Below are 19,907 nucleotides of genomic sequence, written 5' to 3' on the forward strand. Positions count from 1 at the left end.
CGCTCTTGTACGCCCCGTTTATTCAAAACCACTTATGCCTGATCCAGTTCGAACGCTTTATGCAGCGCGCGCACGGCGAGCTCCATGTACTTCTCGTCGATCAGCACCGAGATCTTGATTTCGGAGGTCGAGATCATCTGAATGTTGATGCCCTCTTCCGACAGCGTGCGGAACATCGTGCTCGCGATACCCACGTGCGAACGCATGCCGACGCCCACCACCGAGACCTTCGACACCTTCGGATCGCCCAGCACCTGCTCGGCCTGCACGTGGCCCTTCACCTGGGTCGTGAGGATGTCCATGGCGCGCTGATAGTCGCCGCGGCCGACCGTGAACGTGAAGGCCGTCTTACCTTCCACGCTCTGGTTCTGGATGATCATGTCGACGTCGATATTCGCGTCCGCCACCGGGCCGAGAATCTGATACGCGATGCCCGGCTTGTCGGGCACACCCATCACGGCAATGCGAGCTTCGTCGCGCTGAAACGCGATGCCCGAGATGACTGCTTTTTCCATGGTCTCGTCTTCTTCAAAAGTAATCAGGGTGCCCGACTTCATTTCAGCGTCGAGCGGCATCAGCGGATCGGTCAGGCTCGACAACACGCGTGTCTTCACCTGATATTTGCCGGCGAATTCCACCGAGCGGATCTGCAGCACCTTCGAACCCAGGCTTGCCATTTCCAGCATTTCTTCGAACGTCACGCGGTCGAGCCGGCGCGCTTCTTCCACCACGCGCGGGTCAGTCGTGTAGACCCCGTCGACGTCCGTGTAAATCAGGCACTCATCGGCTTTCAACGCGGCCGCGACCGCAACCGCCGACGTATCCGAACCGCCGCGGCCGAGCGTGGTGATGTGGCCGTCAGGGTCGATGCCCTGGAAGCCGGTGATCACCACCACCTTGCCCGCTTCGAGATCGCGCAGCACGCGCTCGCCGTCGATTTCGCTGATGCGTGCTTTCGTGAACGCGCTATCCGTTTTGACCGGCACTTGCCAGCCGGCGTAGCTGACCGCGTCGACGCCGGCTTCCTGCAGCGCGATGGCGAGCAGCCCCGAGCTGACCTGCTCGCCCGTGGCGGCGATCATGTCGAGTTCGCGCGGGCTCGGCTGACCCGTAATTTCTTTCGCGAGACCGAGCAAGCGGTTGGTTTCGCCGGACATCGCCGACGGCACGACGACCATCTTGTGGCCAGCCTTGTGCCATTTCGCGACGCGCTTGGCGACGTTCTTGATGCGCTCGACTGAGCCCATCGAGGTGCCGCCGTATTTGTGTACGATGAGTGCCATTGTCGTTCTGAACTGGAGGAGAAACCGCGCTGGCGCGCTGGAGACGACCGCACAAAAGCACAGGGAGCGCAACGTCTTGTGAACGACGGCAGAGTGTGTGGCGGCGTAAATGCAGCACGCGTGCAGCACGCGCGGATTTGCCCGGGAATGATCGCTGATGGCTTACCGGAAACGACGGATCACGATCGAAAACCGACTAATTCAACAAAAGCGAAGGCGAAATCGGGTCGGGCAAACAAGTTAACGTACCCGATCGAGCGCAAAAAGACAAGCTGGAAAGGCCATCGGATTGCGCTGAATACGCGCTGCAAAGGACTGTTTCATGTGGGATTTGCGCCCTATTTCCGATTTTATGGCCCGGACAACCGAGGTGTCCGACCGGCCGGTCAGGCGATCAGCAGATCCTCACGCCAGACGATCCTGACGCGCGGTTCGGCCTCGTCGATCTTCTCCGGCAGCACGGCGCGATTGACCCCTAGCCCGGGTACGAATAGCAGATCGCCGCCGATATAAAGCAGCGGCACGTCGCGCTTCCACGCGGGAATGGCGCGCTCCTGGAAGAGGTTTTTCAACGTGCGGCTCGGTGCGCGAGGCGCGTCGCTCGTGCGCATGCGTTCGCCGCCGCTGCGCGAACGCGCGCTCAACACGGCACGTTGCAGAACGCTCACCGGAATCGTTGCGTCGGCCTCGCCAACCGCGGCGTCGGCGTGGGCAAATACGAACGTGCCGCGCCATTGTGGCAAGCGCCAGATCGACTCGCCTTGCCACGCAAGTTCGCTGACTGCGCGCGCGGCGAGCGCGGTTTCATCGGCGGGATCGCTGCTGTCTCCCGCTTCCCAATAGACCAGGCCGCGATAGCTTCGCAACGCCTGGCCTGCGTGATCGATACGCAGACCATGGCCCTCTCCCGCCGCGCCAATCTCACGCAACTGACGCAGTGCATCGCCGAGACGCGCGCTCGATGCGGCGACGAGGCCCAACGTACGCATCCAGTAACGCAGGAGATTGAGCGCGCGGTCGTCGTCGAATGCTAGCAATGCGTCGTGCGATAGAGCGCGTCCTTCGTCGCGTGACGCTTCTTCCATATCCATGCGAGCCAGCGCGTCGAGCAAACGCTGCGCCGACGCCGCGTGCGCCGCCGTGCGCGCGAGCGCGTCGCGAAAACCGGGAAAGTGGACGGTCAGCGCCGGCGTCACTTCGTGGCGTAACGCATTGCGAGCGTAACGTGTATCGGCGTTCGACTCATCGTCGATCCAGCGTAACGCACGCTCGCTAGCATATTGCTCGAGCTGCGCGCGCAGCAGATGAAGCAAAGGCCTCACGCGTGTTGCCGACGCCCCCGCCGGCAAATACTCCGGCGCCATCGCGGCAAGACCGGCGAGACCGGCGCCGCGCAGCAATTGCAACAACACAGTCTCAGCCTGATCGTCCGCATGTTGCGCGAGCCACAGCGTGGCGACACCGCGCGATGCGCACATCTCGTCCAGCGCGCGATAACGCGCATCGCGCGCAGCTGCTTCGACGCTCACGCCCGCGTCGCGCGACACCTCGACGCGCTCTGCCGCGAACTCGACGCGACGCTCCTGTGCAAACGCTTCGCAGTGCGCGAGCCACGTATCGGCATGAGCACTCAACCCATGATGCACATGCAGCGCGACACAACGCGACGCGCCCGCAACATGCACCGCGGCATCGAGCAGCACACTCGAATCCACGCCGCCACTGAACGCAATCGCAATACGCGCGTTAGCTGGAATCGCAGACAAAGAAAAGCCGACCGCCTCGAGTACGAGGCGGTCGGCTGGCGTTTCGGCGGTGGAAGTCACGTCGTTAGCGCGTCGAGCGCTGAAGGACGAAAGAGAACGCGCGCGGGCTTACGCACCCGGCGTCGTTTCCTTGAACTTGCCGTACGACATGAGCCGTTCGAAACGGCGTTGGCGCAGATCGTTGATGCTCATGCCCTGGAACTGGCGCAGCGAATCGGCAAGCGCCCGGCGCAGCATGGCGGCCATGCCCTTCGGATCGCGATGCGCGCCGCCGAGCGGCTCGTTGACGATCTTGTCGATCAAACCCAGCGCCTTCAGACGATGCGCGGTCAAGCCGAGCGCTTCCGCGGCTTCCGGCGCTTTCGCGGCGCTCTTCCAGAGAATCGACGCGCAGCCTTCCGGCGAGATCACCGAATAGGTCGAGAATTGCAGCATCAGCACGCTGTCGCCGACCGCAATCGCCAACGCGCCGCCCGATCCGCCCTCGCCGATGATCGTCGCGATCAGCGGCGTCTTCAGTTCGGCCATCACGTAAAGATTGCGGCCGATCGCTTCCGACTGGCCGCGCTCTTCCGCGCCGATGCCCGGATACGCGCCCGGCGTGTCGATGAACGTGAAAATCGGCAAGCCGAATTTTTCAGCGAGACGCATCAGACGTTCGGCCTTGCGATAGCCTTCCGGACGCGGCATGCCAAAGTTGCGCAGCGCGCGTTCCTTGGTATCGCGGCCCTTCTGATGGCCGATCACCATGCACGCCTGACCGTTGAAACGCGCGAGGCCGCCGACGATCGACAGGTCGTCCGCATAGTTGCGGTCGCCATGCAGTTCGTGGAAATCGGTGAACAGCTCGTTCACGTAGTCGAACGTGTACGGGCGCTGCGGATGACGGGCGATTTGCGAAACCTGCCACGGCGTGAGGTTCGCGTACAGATCTTTGGTGAGCTGTTGACTCTTCTTGGACAGCCGCTCGATCTCTTCCGAAATATCGACGGCCGAATCGTCCTGCACGAAGCGCAATTCTTCGATCTTCGCTTCGAGTTCAGCGATCGGCTGTTCGAAATCCAGAAACGTGGTCTTCATTGTTTGTAATCCTTGGACTTACCGGCAGCGCGTATTCTAACCGCGCGCGCCGATGTCAAAACCATCTCGCAACTATCAATTCTTAACATTGATAGCTTTTGAAACGATCCCGTTTCTTTTTTTCAGTAGTCGACCGGCAACGGGTCAAGACTACGCCACATATACCAGGTGGCGACGGTGCGCCACGGCTCCCAGTTGGCGGCGACTTCACGCGCTTCGCTGCGCGTGACCGGTTCGCCACTGAAATAGTTGACGCTGATTGCACGAATCAGGCCCAGGTCGTCGAGCGGCAGGACGTCGGGGCGCGACAGGTTGAAGATCAGGAACATCTCCGCCGTCCAGCGGCCGATGCCGCGAATCTGCGTGAGTTCGGCGATCACCGCCTCATCTTCCATCGACGTCCATTTGCCGACGTGCAGCGCGCCCGACACGAAATGCTGCGCGAGATCGAGCACGTATTCGGCTTTGCGCTTGGACAGTCCGCACGTGGTCAGCTTTTCCAGACCGAGCTTGATGAATTGCTGCGGCACGAGCTTGGGACAAGCGGCTTCGACTTTCGCCCACGCAGCCTGCGCGGACGCGACCGAAATCTGCTGCCCGACCACCGAACGCGCAAGCGTGACGAACGGATCGCCGCGACTCAGCAGATGCACCGGGCCGAACTTCGGAATCAGTTTCTTCAGAATGCGATCGCGCTTGACGAGGTCGGCACACGCCTTGTCCCAATAGGCCGGACGTGTGACTTCAGGCGTGAGGCCGGCGATCTGCACCGGCACCGCGACCTCACTCGCGCTCGCCGCTTCGCCGCCCGCGCTCGCGGACGCGCGCGTCTTGCGCACGACTTCGCCTTCGCGTCCGTCGACGGTGATGCGGGCGAGTTCCTGGACGTCGCCGGCCAATTCTGCCGGCAAGGCGCCATTGCTCTTCGCACGCGGCGCCTTCGCGCGCTTCGCGACAGGCGCATGCGCCGACGCGCCGTTGAGCGCGCGCTTCACGGCCGTTTTTTTCGATGTGCCCGCTGCGGTCTTGGCCGCCACCCCGGCGACTTTCGACGATGCTTTACTTACCACGCCGCTGCCTGTGCGAGCCGACGTGCGTGTCGACTTTGCCGCGGCTGCCGCGTTTGTTTGAGACGCGGCCCGTTTAGCCGGCGTCTTCGTGGCCGTTGCCATCCTGCCTCCTGCCTGGCGAGTCGATCAAAGGGTAAGTCGAGGTGCGCTCACACGCGCCGCCACTCGGTCAACCCGCCGGGTTTGTCTTCAAGTGCAACGCCGGCCTCGAGCAATTCGGCTCGGATCCGGTCTGCTGCCGCATAGTCCTTCGCCTGCTTGGCGGCCACGCGCGCCGCGATCTTCGCTTCAATCGCGGCGGGCTCGAGCGCGCCCTCGGCTGCAGCCCCCGCTGCCTGCTGCAGGTATGCACGCGGCTCGCGGCCGAGCAGTCCGATCACCGCGCCCAACGAGCGCAATTGACGGGCCAGCGCGGGGTCGCGCGTGCGGTTCACTTCTGTTGCCAACTCGAACAACACCGACACTGCAACCGGCGTGTTGAAGTCGTCGTTCATTGCTGCCTGGAAACGCTGCGCATGCGCTTCGTTCCAGTCGAGTTCGGCGGCGTCCGGCGTGACGTCTTTCAGCGCGGTGTACAAACGCGCGAGGGCGTTGCGGGCGTCGTCGATATGCACGTCGCTATAGTTCAACGGCGAGCGGTAATGCGCGCGTGCGATAAAGAAACGCACGACCTCGGCATCGTACTGCGCCAATACTTCGCGGATCGTAAAGAAGTTGTTCAACGACTTCGACATCTTCTCATTGTCGATCTGTACGTAGCCGTTGTGCATCCAGAAATTGACGAAGGTTTGACCGGTAGCGGCTTCACTTTGCGCTATTTCGTTTTCGTGGTGCGGAAACTGCAGGTCCTGTCCGCCGCCGTGAATGTCGAAATGTTCGCCGAGCAATGTGCAGCCCATTGCCGAGCATTCGATATGCCAGCCAGGACGGCCGCGCCCATACTTCGAATCCCAGCCTGTATCCGCCGGCTCTTCCGGCTTGGCCTGCTTCCACAACACGAAGTCGAGCGGATCCTGCTTCGCGTCGTTCGCCGCGACGCGTTCGCCCGCGCGCAGATCTTCGAGCGACTTGCCCGACAGCTTGCCGTAGTTCGCGAACTTGCGCACCGCATAGTTCACGTCGCCGTCGCTCGCCTGATAGGCGTAGCCGTTCGCTTCGAGCTGCTCGATCATGCCGAGCATCTGCGGAATGAAATCCGTGGCGCGCGGTTCGATGTCGGGCCGCTGGATGCCGAGCGCGTCCGCGTCTTCGTGCAACGCGTTGATGAAGCGATCGGTCAGCGCCTTGATGGTCTCGCCGTTCTCCACTGCGCGCCGGATGATCTTGTCGTCGATATCCGTGATATTGCGCACGTAGGTCACGTCGTAGCCGAGCGTGCGCAACCAGCGCTGCACGATGTCGAATACGACCATGACCCGCGCATGACCGACGTGACAATAGTCGTACACGGTCATCCCGCAGACGTACATCCGCACAACGCCTTCTTGCAGCGGCACGAAAGTTTGCTTGTCACGCGCGAGCGTGTTGTAGATGCGCAGTGATTCCATAGAGAACGGTGCGTGGGCCGAAAGAAATCCGCAATGTGTTTCATGCGCGCCGCGCCCCGCCAGTCAAGAACCGGACGGCGGACGCGTCGCATACAGCAAAACCGGTGCACCTGGTGCGGCGGTCAGGCTGCGATCAAGGCGGAGACGACCACGAGTGGCGAAAAGACAGTTTGCGGTTCGACGGAACGCGCAGACCTTTTGTTAGAATGGGTCGGAGTATAACATCCAGACCTGAGCCTATGAAACCTTCAAGCGGCCGCGCGCACAGCGCTGCGACCCTCGCCGCGACGGCCTTCGGTAGCGCCACGCGCGCCCTCACCTTGCGCGTCACCGTGGCGCTCGCACTTGCTGCCGTGCCGGCCGCGGCCGCCTTTGCGCAGAAAACCGCCACGCTGCCGCAGGGCCCCGCCGTGCGCGACAACACGCCGGAAATCGACGCGTCGATCGCGCAGAAAAACTGGGCGGCCTCGCTGACCCAGCTCGACGCGCGCATCGCCTCGAATCCGCGCGACGCGCAAGCGAAGTTCAAGCGCGGCACGGTGCTCGCCCACCTGAATCGCGACGACGAAGCCATCGCCGCGTTCACCGAGCTCACGCAGACGTACCCCGAGTTGCCCGAGCCCTATAACAACCTCGCCGCGCTTTATGCGAAGCATGGTCAATATGCCGAAGCGCGCGCCGCGCTCGAAACGGCGACCAAGGTCAACCCGGGCTACGGCCTCGCATACGAGAATCTCGGCGACCTGTATCTGCGTATGGCGAACGAGGCCTATCGCCGCGCGCAGAGCCTCGGCAAGGTGAGCCCCACCACCACGCAGCGTCTCGCGGACATTCAGAAAGTCATCTCGCCGGTCAGGACCGCGGCGCAGGCTAAACAGGCCGCCAGCCCGGAAGACGACTACACCGCCCGCGCCACCTCGAACATGACGCAAACGCCGAGCTTCCAGTACGGCGGCGCGAATGGCTCGCTTGCCATGCCGCCCTACATGGCGCCGTCGAAGTAAAGCCATTACGTTTCGCGCAATACGTTTTTTCCAACCCTGAGGATCTTCATGAAATGGTTGATGTTGGCGCTCGGCAGCGCCGCCCTGATCGCAAACGCGCCCGCATTTGCCCAGTCCGGTTCGCAAGCCGCGCATCCGTCCGTCCTGTTCAAGACATCGGAAGGCGACATCCGCGTCGAGTTGTATCCTGAGAAGGCGCCCAAGACGGTCGCCAACTTCCTCGACTATGTGAAGTCCGGCCAGTACAGCGGCACGATTTTCCATCGCGTGATTCGCGGCTTCATGATTCAGGGCGGCGGCTACACGCAAAGCTTCGCGGAGAAGCCGACGCGCGCGCCGATTCCGCTCGAAAGCCATAACGGTCTGAAGAACATGACGGGCACGCTCGCCATGGCGCGCACCAGCGACCCGAATTCGGCCACCGCGCAATTCTTCATCAACACGGTGGACAATGCCGGCCTCGACTATCCGAATCCGGACGGCAACGGCTATGCGGTGTTCGGCAAGGTCACGGGCGGCATGGACGTCGTGAAGAAGATCGAAGGCACGCCCACCACCTCGCGCGGCCCGATGAGCGACGTGCCGCAAAAGCCGGTCGTGATCGAGTCGGCCACGCTCGTCGGCAAGTAATAGCAGCAACAGGACGCGCGCCATTGTCAGGCGCGCGCACGAGAAAAGCGTCAGCGCTCAATCCACGCCCCGGCGCGGCTGAAAGTCAAATCATGACGACTCGCCGCGCCTTTTACCCACCCTGTTCATCAAAGGATTCCATCATGGTTGAACTGCATACGAACCACGGCGTCATCAAACTCGAACTGGACGCTGAAAAGGCGCCGAAGTCGGTTGAGAACTTCCTCAACTACGTGAAGGCCGGCCACTACGACAACACGGTGTTCCACCGCGTGATCGACGGCTTCATGATCCAGGGCGGCGGCTTCGAACCCGGCATGAAGCAGAAGCCGACGGCCGAGCCGATCACGAATGAAGCGAACAACGGTCTGAAGAACGTCAACGGTTCGGTCGCCATGGCGCGCACGAACGACCCGCATTCGGCTACGGCCCAGTTCTTCATCAACGTGAACGACAACGACTTCCTGAACCACTCGTCGCCGACGCCGCAAGGCTGGGGCTACGCCGTGTTCGGCAAGGTGGTCGAAGGCCTCGACATCGTCGAGAAGATCAAGAAGGTCAAGACGGGTTCGAAGGGCTTCCATCAGGACGTGCCGGCGGACGACGTGGTGATCGAAAAGGCTGTGATCGTCGACTAAGTGTCGTAGCGAGCATCGATTCGTTCGAACTGATATCAGGCACCTTCAATGCTGCAAGAAACGCCGCTGCGAAGCGTCGCCGCGGGCGTGCCTGGCGAGGGCAAACGCCCGCACGCCGCACGCCCGTTTTTTTTCCTCTCCGATATTCATCTGAGCGAGGCGATCCCGCATACGGTCGCCGCGTTCGAGCATTTCATCCGCTTCACGGCTGAGCAGGCCGATTCGGTGTTCATACTCGGCGATCTGTTCGAGTACTGGATCGGCGACGATATGCTCGTCGAGCCGTTCGTCGCGCGCATGGCGGCGCTGCTGCATACGTTGTCGGAGCGCGGCATCGCGCTCTATATCATGCACGGCAACCGCGATTTTCTGCTGGGCAAGCGCTTCATGAAAGCGGCCGGCGCGATCTGGCTGCCCGATCCGTTCGTGATCACCGCATTCGGCACGCGGCTCGTGCTCGCGCACGGCGATGCGTTGTGCACCGCCGATCGTGGCTATCAAACGTTCCGACGTTTTGCGCGCAACCGTTTTGCGCAGATGCTGTTTCTCGCGTGGCCGTTTCGCTGGCGCCAGAAGCTCGCCGAGAACATGCGCTCGAAAAGCGAGCAAGGCCGCGCGCGGCCGGTTTCGCCGAAGTACGACGTAACGGCGGCAGCCGTGGCCGCGTTATTCAAGTCGTCGAAAACGGCGACTCTCATTCACGGGCACACGCACCGGCCGGCGCGGCATCGCGAGCCGGGCGGCACGCGCTGGGTTCTGCCGGATTGGGATCTGGATCACGGCGAGCGCCGTGGTGGGTATTTGCGTATCGACGCTGAAGGGATTCGGGCGTTGCCGTTGGGTTGACGGTGGCGGCGTTGATTGCGCCTGTGTCGACGTCTCAGGTACCGACGTTGCTTCGGCATGTGTTCTACGCCGCGCTTGCCAGCGTTGTGGCCGCTCTCCACGCCACGTGTCGCGTTGCCGTTCGCGCTCGCCGCGCGCGCCAGCCTCGATGCGGCGCGCGCGCATAACTTCACCGCTCCGCCGCCACCGCGTCCACTTTCCCTGCAATCGCGGCCGACAACCGCCGCAGGTCGAGCAACGCCGCATCCGCCCCTTGCAGTCCCTCGAGACTCGTACCCAGCCGCTCCAGCGCATCGACGATTTCGTCGATGCGCTTTGCTTGCGTGGCGGCGTGATCGATCAGCCCATGAATCGCCAGCGACACCGGATCGTCCGCGTTCGGCGTGATGCCGTATGCGCAGAAGCCGCTGCTCGCAGCGGAGCGTTTCCCGTCGCGCGCGGCGCCATTGGAACCGGCGTTGGCCGCCGCTTCCGGAGCCACCGCGGCGGCCGCCGGCACGATGATCCGCGCCGGATTGCCCACTGCCGTGCCACGCGCCGGCACGGGCTTGGTCACCACCGCGTTCGACCCGATCTTCGCGTCCGCGCCGATCGTGAAGCCGCCGAGCACCTTCGCGCCCGCGCCGACGATCACGCCGCGCTCGAGCGTCGGATGCCGCTTCGCGCCGCGCGTGAGCGACGTGCCGCCGAGCGTGACGCCCTGATAGATAGTGCAGTCGTCGCCGATCTGCGCGGTCTCGCCGATCACCACGCCCATGCCGTGATCGATGAACACGCGCCGCCCGAGCGTCGCGCCCGGATGGATTTCGATGCCGGTCATGAAGCGCGCCATCTGCGAGACGAAACGCGCGAGCCAGCGGCGTTTGGCTCGCCAGCACGCATGCGCGAGCCGGTGCAGCACGAGCGCGTGCAGGCCGGGATAACACGTGAGGACCTCCCAGGCGCTGCGGGCGGCGGGGTCGCGCTCGCGGATCGTGGCGATGTCTTCGCGAAGTCTCGTGAACATGGCAGCAACTGTGTTGTGGAGAAAGAGTTGCACGCGCAACCTGGCGCGCACGACGGCGTGGCTCGCCGCATAGCACGGCGGCAGCTTTGCTTAGAACGTTTTGGGGATTGTAGGGGGATTGCGGAAAAGCTGCCGGAAGTCCACGCTGCCGGCGGGGTCGTCGCCGGCTAAGGGGGAAGCATTCACTTCCATTCACTTCGGTATGACACGCAGCCTTCAGGACGCGTCGTCCTTGGGCTTGCTCTTCAACAGAATGTGTTTGGCGATGCCGCGCACGATATTCACTTCCTCGCGCTCAAGACCCGAGCGCGCAAAGAGACGCCGCAGGCGCGACATCAGCTTCTTCGGATTGGCCGGATCGAGAAATTCGAGCGCGACCAGCGCGCTTTCCAGATGCGTGAACATGCTTTCGATTTCGTCGCTCGCGGCGCGTGCACCGACGTGCTCGCCCTCCCCCGTTGCCGCCTGAGGCGCGGCTTGCGCCCCGTCCTTTGCGGTGTCGCTCGACAGATACATCGTGCGCAGTTCATACGCCAACACCTGCACGGCCTGCGCGAGATTGAGCGAGCTATAGGCCGGATTGGCGGGAATATGCGCGAGCGCGCTGCATCGCTCGACGTCCTCGTTCGACAAACCCGTGCGCTCGTTGCCGAACACCAGCGCGATCTCGCCATGCACCGCCTGTTCACGCGCAATGCCGGCCGCGGCACGCGGCGTCCATTGCGGCGGCCCGTATTCGCGCAGCCGCGCGGTCAGCGCGATCGACCAGTGCACGCCGCTCAGGGCATCGGCGAGGGTCGGCACGACGTGCGCGGACGCCAGCACGTCGTCGGCACCGCTTGCCATCGCGATGGCTTCCGGATCTGTTTGCACGTGCGGCACGCGCGGCGACACCAGCACGAGCCGCGAGAAACCCATGGTTTTCAGCGCGCGCGCCGCGGCGCCGACGTTGCCCGGATGACTCGGTTCGACCAGCACGAAACGCGTCGAGGTGAAGCCGCCGCGCAGTTCGGCTACGGCAGGATCGGAGGAATGGTGGGTGTGGTCCACGATGGAATTCTGCAAGCTAAAAACGCGTATGGTAGCGCCAACGCCGCAGGCGGTCCGAAATGAACGCAGAGATGAGCGCAGATGCGCATGCAGATGCGTACGGCAATGCGCTTGCGAATGCCGGGCCGCGCCGCGTAAAACTTCGGCAGGTTGGCCGCCGGCCCCGCAAACGCTGCCGCGGCGTCCGGACTCAGGTAAAATGCCGAAATTCGCCTTCTGCTTTGCCGTCTGGCACCGCGTGAACGCCTCGTTCTTATCCAATTCGTCTCCGTCGGCGGAATGCGCACCGGTTTTTACCGGGCGAGCGTTCCGTGCTGTTTCCGCGCCTCTCAGAGGGCGCCCAATTAGCGCAGGTTAGCGCTCATTTACCGGCCAGCAGCCGTGCTGCCCCGGCACAAGGATCCAGTCTCATGCATCCCATGCTCAATATCGCTGTGAAAGCCGCGCGCCGCGCGTCACAGATCATCACCCGCGCGTCGCTCGATCTCGATCTCGTCCAGGTCAGCAAGAAACAGCACAACGATTTCGTCACGGAGGTCGACAAAGCGTCTGAAGCGGCGATCATCGACACGCTCAAGACCGCCTACCCCGATCACGCCATCCTCGCCGAAGAATCCGGCAAGTCGGATAACGAATCCGAATACCAGTGGATCATCGATCCGCTCGACGGCACCACCAATTTCATCCACGGTTTTCCGTACTACTGCATCTCCATCGCGCTGGCTCATAAGGGCATCGTGACGCAAGCCGTGGTCTACGACCCGACCCGCAACGATCTGTTCACCGCCTCACGTGGCCGTGGCGCGTTCCTCAACGATCGACGCATCCGCGTGGCCAAGCGCGACCGTCTGGCCGATGGCCTGATCGGCACCGGCTTCCCGTTCCGCGAAAAGGACGGCCTCGAAGCGTACGGCCGCCAGTTCGCTGAAATGACCGAAGCGTGCGCCGGTCTGCGCCGTCCGGGCGCAGCCGCGCTCGATCTGGCGAACGTCGCCGCCGGCCGCATGGACGGCTTCTTCGAGCAAGGCCTGAATGCGTGGGACGTCGCCGCGGGCAGCCTGCTGATCACGGAAGCCGGTGGTCTGGTCGGCAACTACACGGGCGATTCGGACTTCCTGCACGTCGGCGAAATCGTCGCGGGCAACGCGAAGGTCTACGCGCAGATGATCCCGATCCTGTCGCGCTACAGCCGCACGCGTCAGCAAGCGGCGTAAGTCCTACCAGGGCGGCGCTGACAAGCGGAACATGAGAAAGCGGCTTCGGCCGCTTTTTCGTTGGCGCGCCTGCATGTAGCGGGCGTTCGTGCTACAAAGCGGGATGCCGCGCCGGCGCGCCTGATTGCCGGCTGCGTTTCGCGCGTTTTTCGCTGCGCCCTGCTTTGCGCCTGACTTCTCGCGCAGCTTCCAATCCGCTTCATGAAAAAAGGCTTCTACACAATCATCGCGGCGCAGTTTGTTTCGTCGCTGGCGGACAATGCACTGTTGATCGCGGCCATCGCGCTGCTCTCCGTGATTCGCTCGGCCGCCTGGGTCACACCGCTGCTGCAGATTTTCTTCACCGTCTCGTACGTGCTGCTCGCGCCGTTCGTCGGCGCTTTTGCCGACTCGATGCAAAAGCGGCACGTCATGTTCATCTCCAACGCGTTGAAGGCGAGCGGCTGCCTGATGATGATCGCGGGCGTTCATCCGATGATTGCCTACGGTGTGGTCGGCTTCGGCGCGGCCGCGTATTCGCCGGCCAAGTACGGCATCCTCACTGAACTGCTGCCCGCGGAAAAACTCGTCAAGGCGAACGCGTGGCTCGAATCGGCCACCGTGCTGTCGACTATCGTCGGCACGATGGTGGGCGGCGCGTTGATCAGCACCTTCGCCGACAAATTCGTCGCGCACGCGCATCTGCCGCTGATCCGCTCCTCCGCCGATCTCGCCATGTTCGCGACGATGGTGACCTATGCGATCGCCGCAGCGATCAACATCTTCATTCCCGACACCGGCGCGCGTTATGAAAATCGCCTGAGCGAACCGAAGAAACTGGTCGGCGATTTCTATCATTGCTTCAACGTGCTGTGGGCCGACAAACTCGCGCAGATCGCGCTGTGGGTGACGACGCTGATGTGGGGCGGCGCGGTCACTCTGCAGTTGCTGGTGCTCAAATGGGCCAACGTGAATCTCGGGCTGTCGCTCTCGAAGGCGGCGGTCATGCAAGGCGTCACGGGTCTCGGCATTGCGGTCGGCGCCTCCGCGGCGGCCGCGTTGATTCCACTGCGCAAATCGCTGCGCGTGCTGCCGGTCGGCATTCTGACCGGTGCGGTGGCGATCGCCATGGCGTTCTACAACAAGGATCTGTTCCCGCCGGGTTCAGGCATTCGCATTGGCACGTACGTCATGCCGTTTTACATTCTGCTCGCCTATCCGCTGATGATTCTGCTCGGCGCGCTGTCGGGCTTTTTCATCGTGCCGATGAACGCGATTCTTCAGCATCGCGGCGCGACGCTGCTGTCCGCGGGGCATTCGATCGCGGTGCAGAATTTCAACCAGAATCTCGCGGTGCTGCTGATGCTCGGCGTCTACGCGCTGCTGCTTACGGCGAAGATGCCGGCGCAGTGGATCATCGTAGTGTTCGGCACGTTCATCACCTTCATGATGTGGCTTGCCAGGCGGCGTAGCGCGGTGAATGAACGCACGGTGGATATGCGGGCCATGGTGGAAAAATGAAGCCTTCATGCGGGTAAAGCGGGCACGGCGCGGGGCGCGTCGGCTTCTCGCCGCGGCGTAGGCTGCAATGCGGATTCGCAGCGCAGATTGGCCGTCCGGCCAGGGTCCGCTCGCCGCGCCGGCAGGTTAAACTCACGCCCTGAACAGCTAACGCAAGAAGATACCGAGGATGGGCATTCAAACCGCAGCGGCCAACGAGGTCGCACAGCACACGCCGATGATGCAGCAGTACCTCCTCCCCGCCAGATAAGCCTTTGCGCCACGGCTTACGCCATAACCCGCGCTCGTCAATTTCCCGTCGGACCGCTCGCGACCCGAAGCAGTCCTTTCGCGAGGCAAGTTGCCTGTCCGTTCTAATGCGGACATCGGACGCTCAACTATCACGCAATCACGGTGAACTATTCGCTGCATCATCATTGGTCGGCAGTTTCGTGGGTCTTTCGTTGTGGCACGCGTGTTCACGCTGCCGTCTCCCTCCTGGTGGACCGCTGTGGTATCAGCGCGATACAAGCCACGATGAAAGTGAGCAGGATGCCGGAGGCATAAAAACGGCTAACGTGCAGTCCGCCCTGCGCGACCGGCTTATCGAGGAAGTCCCCCAACGTCGCGCCGAGTGGTCTGGTCAAAATAAACGCTGCCCAGAAGAGCGCCGTGCGCGACACACGAGTCCAGAAATATAGAGCCGCTACGACAATCAGGCCGGCTCCAAAGAGCATCGCGCCATATTCGTATCCAATCCCGAGACCGCCGCGATCATCACCCGCTACCCAGTCCCCGAGCGCCGTGCCGAGCGTCTGCGAGAACAGGATCGTGATCCAGTAAAACCATTCAGCCTTGGCTGTAACGATGCTCTCGACCGAGACCGTCCCCTCCGATCGATACCATAAGGCCAGACTGCCGATCAACAAGGCAACGACAATGGTGGTGCCTCCGGGATAGCCAACGCCCAGCGATCTATCGGCGAAGTCCGCCATGGTCGTGCCCAGCGTAGTTGTGGCGACAATCGTCGCCCAGTACAGGAAGCGATGGAAATCCCGTGCCCTCACCTGCGCGGATACAAGGCCAATGAACAACACGAGAAAGATCGCGGAGCCGACTAGGTAGCCGAGGTTCAGCGACATCGATACCCAATCGCCGCCGGTTTCACCCAGCGTCGTCGCGGCCACCTTGATCACCCAGAATCCGATCGTCACTTCGGGAACCTTGCTGACGGCCTGGCTGGCAAAGCTCACAGTGCTTCCTTTCATGTCACACTCCTTTGTTCATTGAGAGTTGGTTGAGCGTTACGCATAGAAGCTCTTGCGCCGCGCGCGAGCTCCGTCGGCGACGTACGCGACAAATCTGAACGAGCCAGGTTAACACTTGCTTAACCGTGCCGATCCAGTCGCCTGACGCACGGATGTTTCGTATAACTCCCGGACTGGGGCCACAGGAAAGTGTCCCGTCTGCCGTCCATTGCCGCCTCGTCGACGCAGCTTCGGCACGCGCACGCCTCTCTACCGATACCCGCGCACATCATGTCGAACGCAGGAGTGCTGGCTCGGATAAATCCAGACGGAAGCCGGATAAGCCTCGCCTAAGCTTGGACTCGTAACCTGATGATGCACGCCGCGAGATTCCGTGGCGCGGCGGTCCGGGTCCGCGCGCAAGAATCCGAGCGTGAAGGTCTGGAATATCAATTTCGACTCCGAAGGAAAATGCACCATGAAACGCCTCCTCTCCATCAGCATCCTTGCCATCGCCACTACGCTGCCTGTCGCGACCGTCGCGCAGACGACAAACGGTCCGCTCACGCGCGCTGAGGTGCGAGCGCAGACAGCCGAAGCCGAGCAAAACCACACCCTGCATCAGTCCAAGATTGGCTATCCGGATTCTCAGCAAAACTCAAGCCCATACCGAACAGCCAATGCGACCGGTTACGGCGCGCAAACTGGCGGATCGTCAGAATCACGGATGCCCGGTCACGTTCTGTCGTACGGCACGGACACCGGGCTGTTCACGCACCACTAGGCCATGCATACGTAGTCCGTCGACCCGCGTGTCGCGCCGTCCCGTAGCGCTTTTTCCTGCTCCAGAACTCGGCGGCGTGTATCGAAGCTCTGATCCGCCTGCACACACAGGACTGGATGATATTGACCGAACGCTTAACAATAGCTTAAGGAAACGTTAATTTCGGATGCGCGACAATGACGCATGGTGACAAAGCAAAGGGGGGGCAATGCGTCTGCTTTTGGTAGAGGACGATGAAATGATCGCGGAGACAGTGCTCGAATCGATGGGGCGCGAAGGGTATGCCATCGACTGGGCTCAAGACGGCCGGGCTGCCGAATTGTCGCTCGGCAATGGTGTGTATGACCTTGTCCTGCTGGACCTTGGCCTGCCCAAGAAAGACGGCATCGATCTGCTCAATAGCTACCGGAAACAAGGCGGCCAGGCACCCGTCATCATTCTGACGGCGCGCGACTCGGTGAACGACCGCATTCGCGGTCTCGACGCAGGCGCCGACGACTACCTGATCAAGCCCTTCGATCTCGATGAACTGGCAGCAAGAGCGCGGGCGTTGCTGCGACGGAGAACCGGCCAGAAACAGCCGATCTATTCGCATGGTGAACTGACACTTGATCCAGCCGCTCATGAAGTGAGAAAAAGCGGCGTACAGATGACGCTCGTGCCGCGGGAGTTCGCACTGCTGCAGGCGCTGATCGAAGAGCCTGCACGCGTCTTCACCAGATCCGAACTCGAAGACAAGTTGTATGGATGGGGTGAAGAAGTGGGCAGCAATACGATCGAAGTCCACGTGCACAGCCTGCGGCGCAAGATTGGGGCAGAACAGATCGTGACAGTGCGCGGCGTCGGCTATCGTCTGAAGAGGCGTTAATGACGTCGATCCGCCGCTGGCTGCTTGGCTGGCTGATCTGCGGCCTCGCCGCCGCCTCCGGTATTGCTGCATTCGGGATTTTTCATACGGCACGCGAAGAGGCAAATGAGCTGTTCGACTATGAACTGCGTACCGTAGCCTTGTCTTTGCCATTGAATCTCGAAACGGCGGAAACAGTCGATCGACAAGGCGCAGAGTTCGAAGGCATTTCGGACGACCGGATTCTGATCGAGATATGGGACAAGGAAGGAGCACTCGTCTATCACTCACGGCGCTCGCCAGTCCTCGCGCGCCTACCGGAGGGATTTCGCACCATCGAACGGGGCGAGGGTCATTGGCGCGTCTTCGGGTTGCAACAGGCGGATCGCTTCGTCCAGGTGGCGCAACCGGTCTCCGTGAGAGAAGCGCTGGCGCTGCACCTCGCGCTCCACACCTTGTGGCCGTTAGGCCTGCTGATGCCCGTGACCATCGTGCTGGTGCTGCTTGTCGTTGCGAGAGGCCTTGCACCGATCGGCGGATTGTCACGTTTGCTCGCAACGCGTTCGCTTGATTCGCTCGAACCATTGTGCATCGACGGTAGCGTACCTGTCGAAATCCGTCCGCTTGTCGACGCTCTGAACGACCTGCTGCAGCGTCTCAACGTCGCCTCACAGGCCCAGCGCACGTTCATTGCAGATGCCGCCCACGAGCTTCGTTCGCCGCTTGCAGCGCTGAAACTGCAGTTGCAGGCAGCGTCGAATAACGGCACCCTGAAGGACGATGGTCACACGATCGAGCGAATCAATACGCGGCTCAACCGTATCATCCGACTCGTGCAGCAACTACTGACCCTCGCACGCGAGGACGCTCAGCCTGCAAGCGAAAGCACATCTGTCAGCCTGCGGAGAATCGGCGAGCAGGCAGTCAGCGATTTCTCACTGCTCGCAGAAGATCGGCAAATCGATCTGGGCCTGGAGTTCCGGCATCCGGTGACTCAAAAGGATCCATGCAACGTTCTGGCCGATCCACATGGGGTGAGCGTGCTGTTGAATAATCTGATCGACAATGCTATCCGCTACACCCCGCAAGGAGGCAAGGTTGACGTTGTGCTCACAGTCACAGCAGACCGCATGGGCTTTGCCGTGGTGGACAACGGCCCCGGCATTCCGGAAAAAGACATGGAGCGGGTACTTGATCGCTTCTACCGTGGTGAGCACACCAAGGGCATGGGTAGCGGACTGGGGCTCGCAATTGCCGCCCGCATTTCGCAGCGACAACAACTGACCCTCGCGCTATCAAATAACGGTGGCGGATCAGGGCTGACAGTGTCAGTGAGCGGATTCGCCAGAGCAGGTCAGCGCAATCCCGTAAGCAACGGATAAGTGATGCCCGAGCGCAACTTCCGACGCACGGAGTGTGGTATGAACATGTGGGCACGGCAGCCTAGGACATATCGGTCGGCACAGGAGCTATATCCATGACGCGAGGCCGCCGGTCGCTCGGGCGCAATTAGGTAGCCCCGGTTACCAGATCGCGTCCGGTGTTGACAGAAGAGCAGCCAGACGAGTCAACCTCCCGAGAGTCGCTTCATGGCCGGGAACGGTAGATCGGCGAGCAAAACAGCTGCGCGCTGATACGCTCCTGCGGCCAAAGCAACTTTACATCTGACCCATGATTGCACCCGCAACAGCCACCAGATCGTCTACTTCCCATTCTCCCGTGATGCAGCAGTATCTCCTCCCAGCCAGATAAGCCTTTGCGCGACGGCCTACGCCATAACCATGGGTAAAAAACACTTACCTTAATCAATGCTCCCGAGGGTTTAATGGTCGTCAAAACAATCTTGAAGCGGGGTCTTGAAATACTAGTTGTAATCGCCGTAGTGAGCACCGGCGTGCACTACTGGGACACGTACCACCAAGGCCGTGCCGTGGATGCCTGCACGGCCGAGGTGACCGACTTCGAGCATCGGCATCCTCGCAAGGACGAGAACGGCAACGCGGAGACATACAACGACTACAACGCACGCATCCCTGCCGAAACGACTCAATGCATGGCAAGGAAGGGGTACGAACTCTATAACAACACGAGCTTCGATTGCGTCGGCCGCGTAGTGGCCGATTGCTATCAGCGGCCCTAGGTAGCGGGGCAATTGATTGCACAGGCCGAAATACGTAAGCGCAGCGACATAAAAGCATAGCCGGGGTACATCTGTCCGATTGGGCACTGCAGAGCGGGCGCCCGAATCCTGTGAATTGGTAGACTCTTGTTGGCCGAACGTTGCCGATCGTCGAGGGATGGCCCCAGCGTTGTCACCATCGACAGAACTCCACCGGAATTGGCCGCACGCAATGCGCGAAAGCGGCCGTCCGGGGCAACGTTCAACTTAATGGGCCATTACACGGTTCTTGGCTCA

Annotated in this window: 18 protein-coding genes; 10 read left to right on the forward strand and 8 right to left on the reverse strand. The window is 61.9% G+C overall.

The genetic code is table 11. The annotated features are described in order from the left end of the window. Positions 1-32: 32 nt before the first annotated feature. The 5 genes from PQR54_RS04860 to cysS form a co-directional block, all read right to left on the reverse strand. Positions 33-1,283 (reverse strand): aspartate kinase, encoded by a 1,251-nt coding sequence (locus PQR54_RS04860; protein WP_408244308.1) that lies wholly within the window; start codon positions 1,281-1,283, stop codon positions 33-35. 386 nt (positions 1,284-1,669) lie between these two features. Continuing rightward, a complete protein-coding gene (tilS, locus tag PQR54_RS04865) occupies positions 1,670-3,109 on the reverse strand; it encodes a tRNA lysidine(34) synthetase TilS (RefSeq protein WP_408244309.1) in 1,440 nt (479 codons plus the stop codon). Between the two features lie 48 nt (positions 3,110-3,157). Continuing rightward, on the reverse strand, positions 3,158-4,129 hold the full coding sequence (locus PQR54_RS04870) for an acetyl-CoA carboxylase carboxyltransferase subunit alpha (protein ID WP_007181378.1): 972 nt from the start codon (positions 4,127-4,129) through the stop codon (positions 3,158-3,160). Between the two features lie 122 nt (positions 4,130-4,251). Then, on the reverse strand, positions 4,252-5,301 hold the full coding sequence (locus PQR54_RS04875) for an endonuclease III domain-containing protein (protein ID WP_408244310.1): 1,050 nt from the start codon (positions 5,299-5,301) through the stop codon (positions 4,252-4,254). A 47-nt stretch (positions 5,302-5,348) separates the two neighbouring features. Beyond that, entirely contained in the window at positions 5,349-6,746 is a 1,398-nt protein-coding gene (cysS, locus tag PQR54_RS04880; RefSeq protein WP_408244311.1) for a cysteine--tRNA ligase, read from the reverse strand. 239 nt (positions 6,747-6,985) lie between these two features. On the opposite strand from cysS, the gene PQR54_RS04885 reads away from it, so the two are divergent. The 4 genes from PQR54_RS04885 to PQR54_RS04900 all read left to right on the forward strand — a co-directional run bounded on the left by PQR54_RS04885 (position 6,986) and on the right by PQR54_RS04900 (position 9,864). Beyond that, positions 6,986-7,750: a tetratricopeptide repeat protein gene (locus PQR54_RS04885; RefSeq protein WP_408244312.1), complete on the forward strand. Its 765-nt coding sequence runs from the start codon at positions 6,986-6,988 to the stop codon at positions 7,748-7,750. 48 nt (positions 7,751-7,798) lie between these two features. Continuing rightward, positions 7,799-8,380: a peptidylprolyl isomerase gene (locus PQR54_RS04890; RefSeq protein ID WP_408244313.1), complete on the forward strand. Its 582-nt coding sequence runs from the start codon at positions 7,799-7,801 to the stop codon at positions 8,378-8,380. Positions 8,381-8,523: 143 nt separating this feature from the next. Continuing rightward, on the forward strand, positions 8,524-9,018 hold the full coding sequence (locus tag PQR54_RS04895) for a peptidylprolyl isomerase (RefSeq protein ID WP_074764298.1): 495 nt from the start codon (positions 8,524-8,526) through the stop codon (positions 9,016-9,018). Between the two features lie 48 nt (positions 9,019-9,066). Next, positions 9,067-9,864: a UDP-2,3-diacylglucosamine diphosphatase gene (locus tag PQR54_RS04900; protein WP_408244314.1), complete on the forward strand. Its 798-nt coding sequence runs from the start codon at positions 9,067-9,069 to the stop codon at positions 9,862-9,864. Positions 9,865-10,033: 169 nt separating this feature from the next. On the opposite strand, the gene cysE is transcribed toward PQR54_RS04900, so the two are convergent. Both cysE and PQR54_RS04910 read right to left on the reverse strand, forming a co-directional pair. Continuing rightward, entirely contained in the window at positions 10,034-10,870 is an 837-nt protein-coding gene (cysE, locus tag PQR54_RS04905; protein WP_408244315.1) for a serine O-acetyltransferase, read from the reverse strand. Positions 10,871-11,086: 216 nt separating this feature from the next. Beyond that, positions 11,087-11,920: an RNA methyltransferase gene (locus PQR54_RS04910; RefSeq protein WP_408244316.1), complete on the reverse strand. Its 834-nt coding sequence runs from the start codon at positions 11,918-11,920 to the stop codon at positions 11,087-11,089. A gap of 410 nt (positions 11,921-12,330) precedes the next feature. On the opposite strand from PQR54_RS04910, the gene PQR54_RS04915 reads away from it, so the two are divergent. Beyond that, the gene (locus PQR54_RS04915; protein WP_012433509.1) at positions 12,331-13,134 is read left to right on the forward strand and encodes an inositol monophosphatase family protein; all 804 of its coding nucleotides are present in this window, start codon (positions 12,331-12,333) and stop codon (positions 13,132-13,134) included. A 201-nt stretch (positions 13,135-13,335) separates the two neighbouring features. Beyond that, positions 13,336-14,634 carry a lysophospholipid transporter LplT gene (gene lplT / locus PQR54_RS04920; RefSeq protein ID WP_408244317.1) on the forward strand — a complete coding sequence of 433 codons (1,299 nt, stop codon included), beginning with the start codon at positions 13,336-13,338 and terminating at the stop codon, positions 14,632-14,634. A 458-nt stretch (positions 14,635-15,092) separates the two neighbouring features. On the opposite strand, the gene PQR54_RS04925 is transcribed toward lplT, so the two are convergent. After that, entirely contained in the window at positions 15,093-15,881 is a 789-nt protein-coding gene (locus tag PQR54_RS04925; RefSeq protein WP_408244318.1) for a COG4705 family protein, read from the reverse strand. A gap of 457 nt (positions 15,882-16,338) precedes the next feature. Between PQR54_RS04925 and PQR54_RS04930 the strand changes: the two genes are divergently transcribed. From PQR54_RS04930 to PQR54_RS04945, 4 genes are all read left to right on the forward strand, one after another. Then, positions 16,339-16,644: a DUF4148 domain-containing protein gene (locus PQR54_RS04930; RefSeq protein WP_408244319.1), complete on the forward strand. Its 306-nt coding sequence runs from the start codon at positions 16,339-16,341 to the stop codon at positions 16,642-16,644. Positions 16,645-16,852: 208 nt separating this feature from the next. After that, positions 16,853-17,512 carry a response regulator gene (locus tag PQR54_RS04935; protein ID WP_408244320.1) on the forward strand — a complete coding sequence of 220 codons (660 nt, stop codon included), beginning with the start codon at positions 16,853-16,855 and terminating at the stop codon, positions 17,510-17,512. Then, entirely contained in the window at positions 17,512-18,873 is a 1,362-nt protein-coding gene (locus PQR54_RS04940) for an ATP-binding protein (protein WP_408244321.1), read from the forward strand. The genes PQR54_RS04935 and PQR54_RS04940 overlap by 1 nt, the downstream gene beginning before the upstream one ends. Before the next feature lie 443 nt (positions 18,874-19,316). After that, complete coding sequence (locus PQR54_RS04945; RefSeq protein WP_408244322.1) at positions 19,317-19,631, forward strand: hypothetical protein; 315 nt, start codon at positions 19,317-19,319, stop codon at positions 19,629-19,631. Positions 19,632-19,907: the final 276 nt, after the last annotated feature.

It is taken from the genome of Paraburkholderia phytofirmans (assembly GCF_046028095.1).
GTDB classification, from domain to species: Bacteria; Pseudomonadota; Gammaproteobacteria; order Burkholderiales; family Burkholderiaceae; genus Paraburkholderia; species Paraburkholderia phytofirmans_A.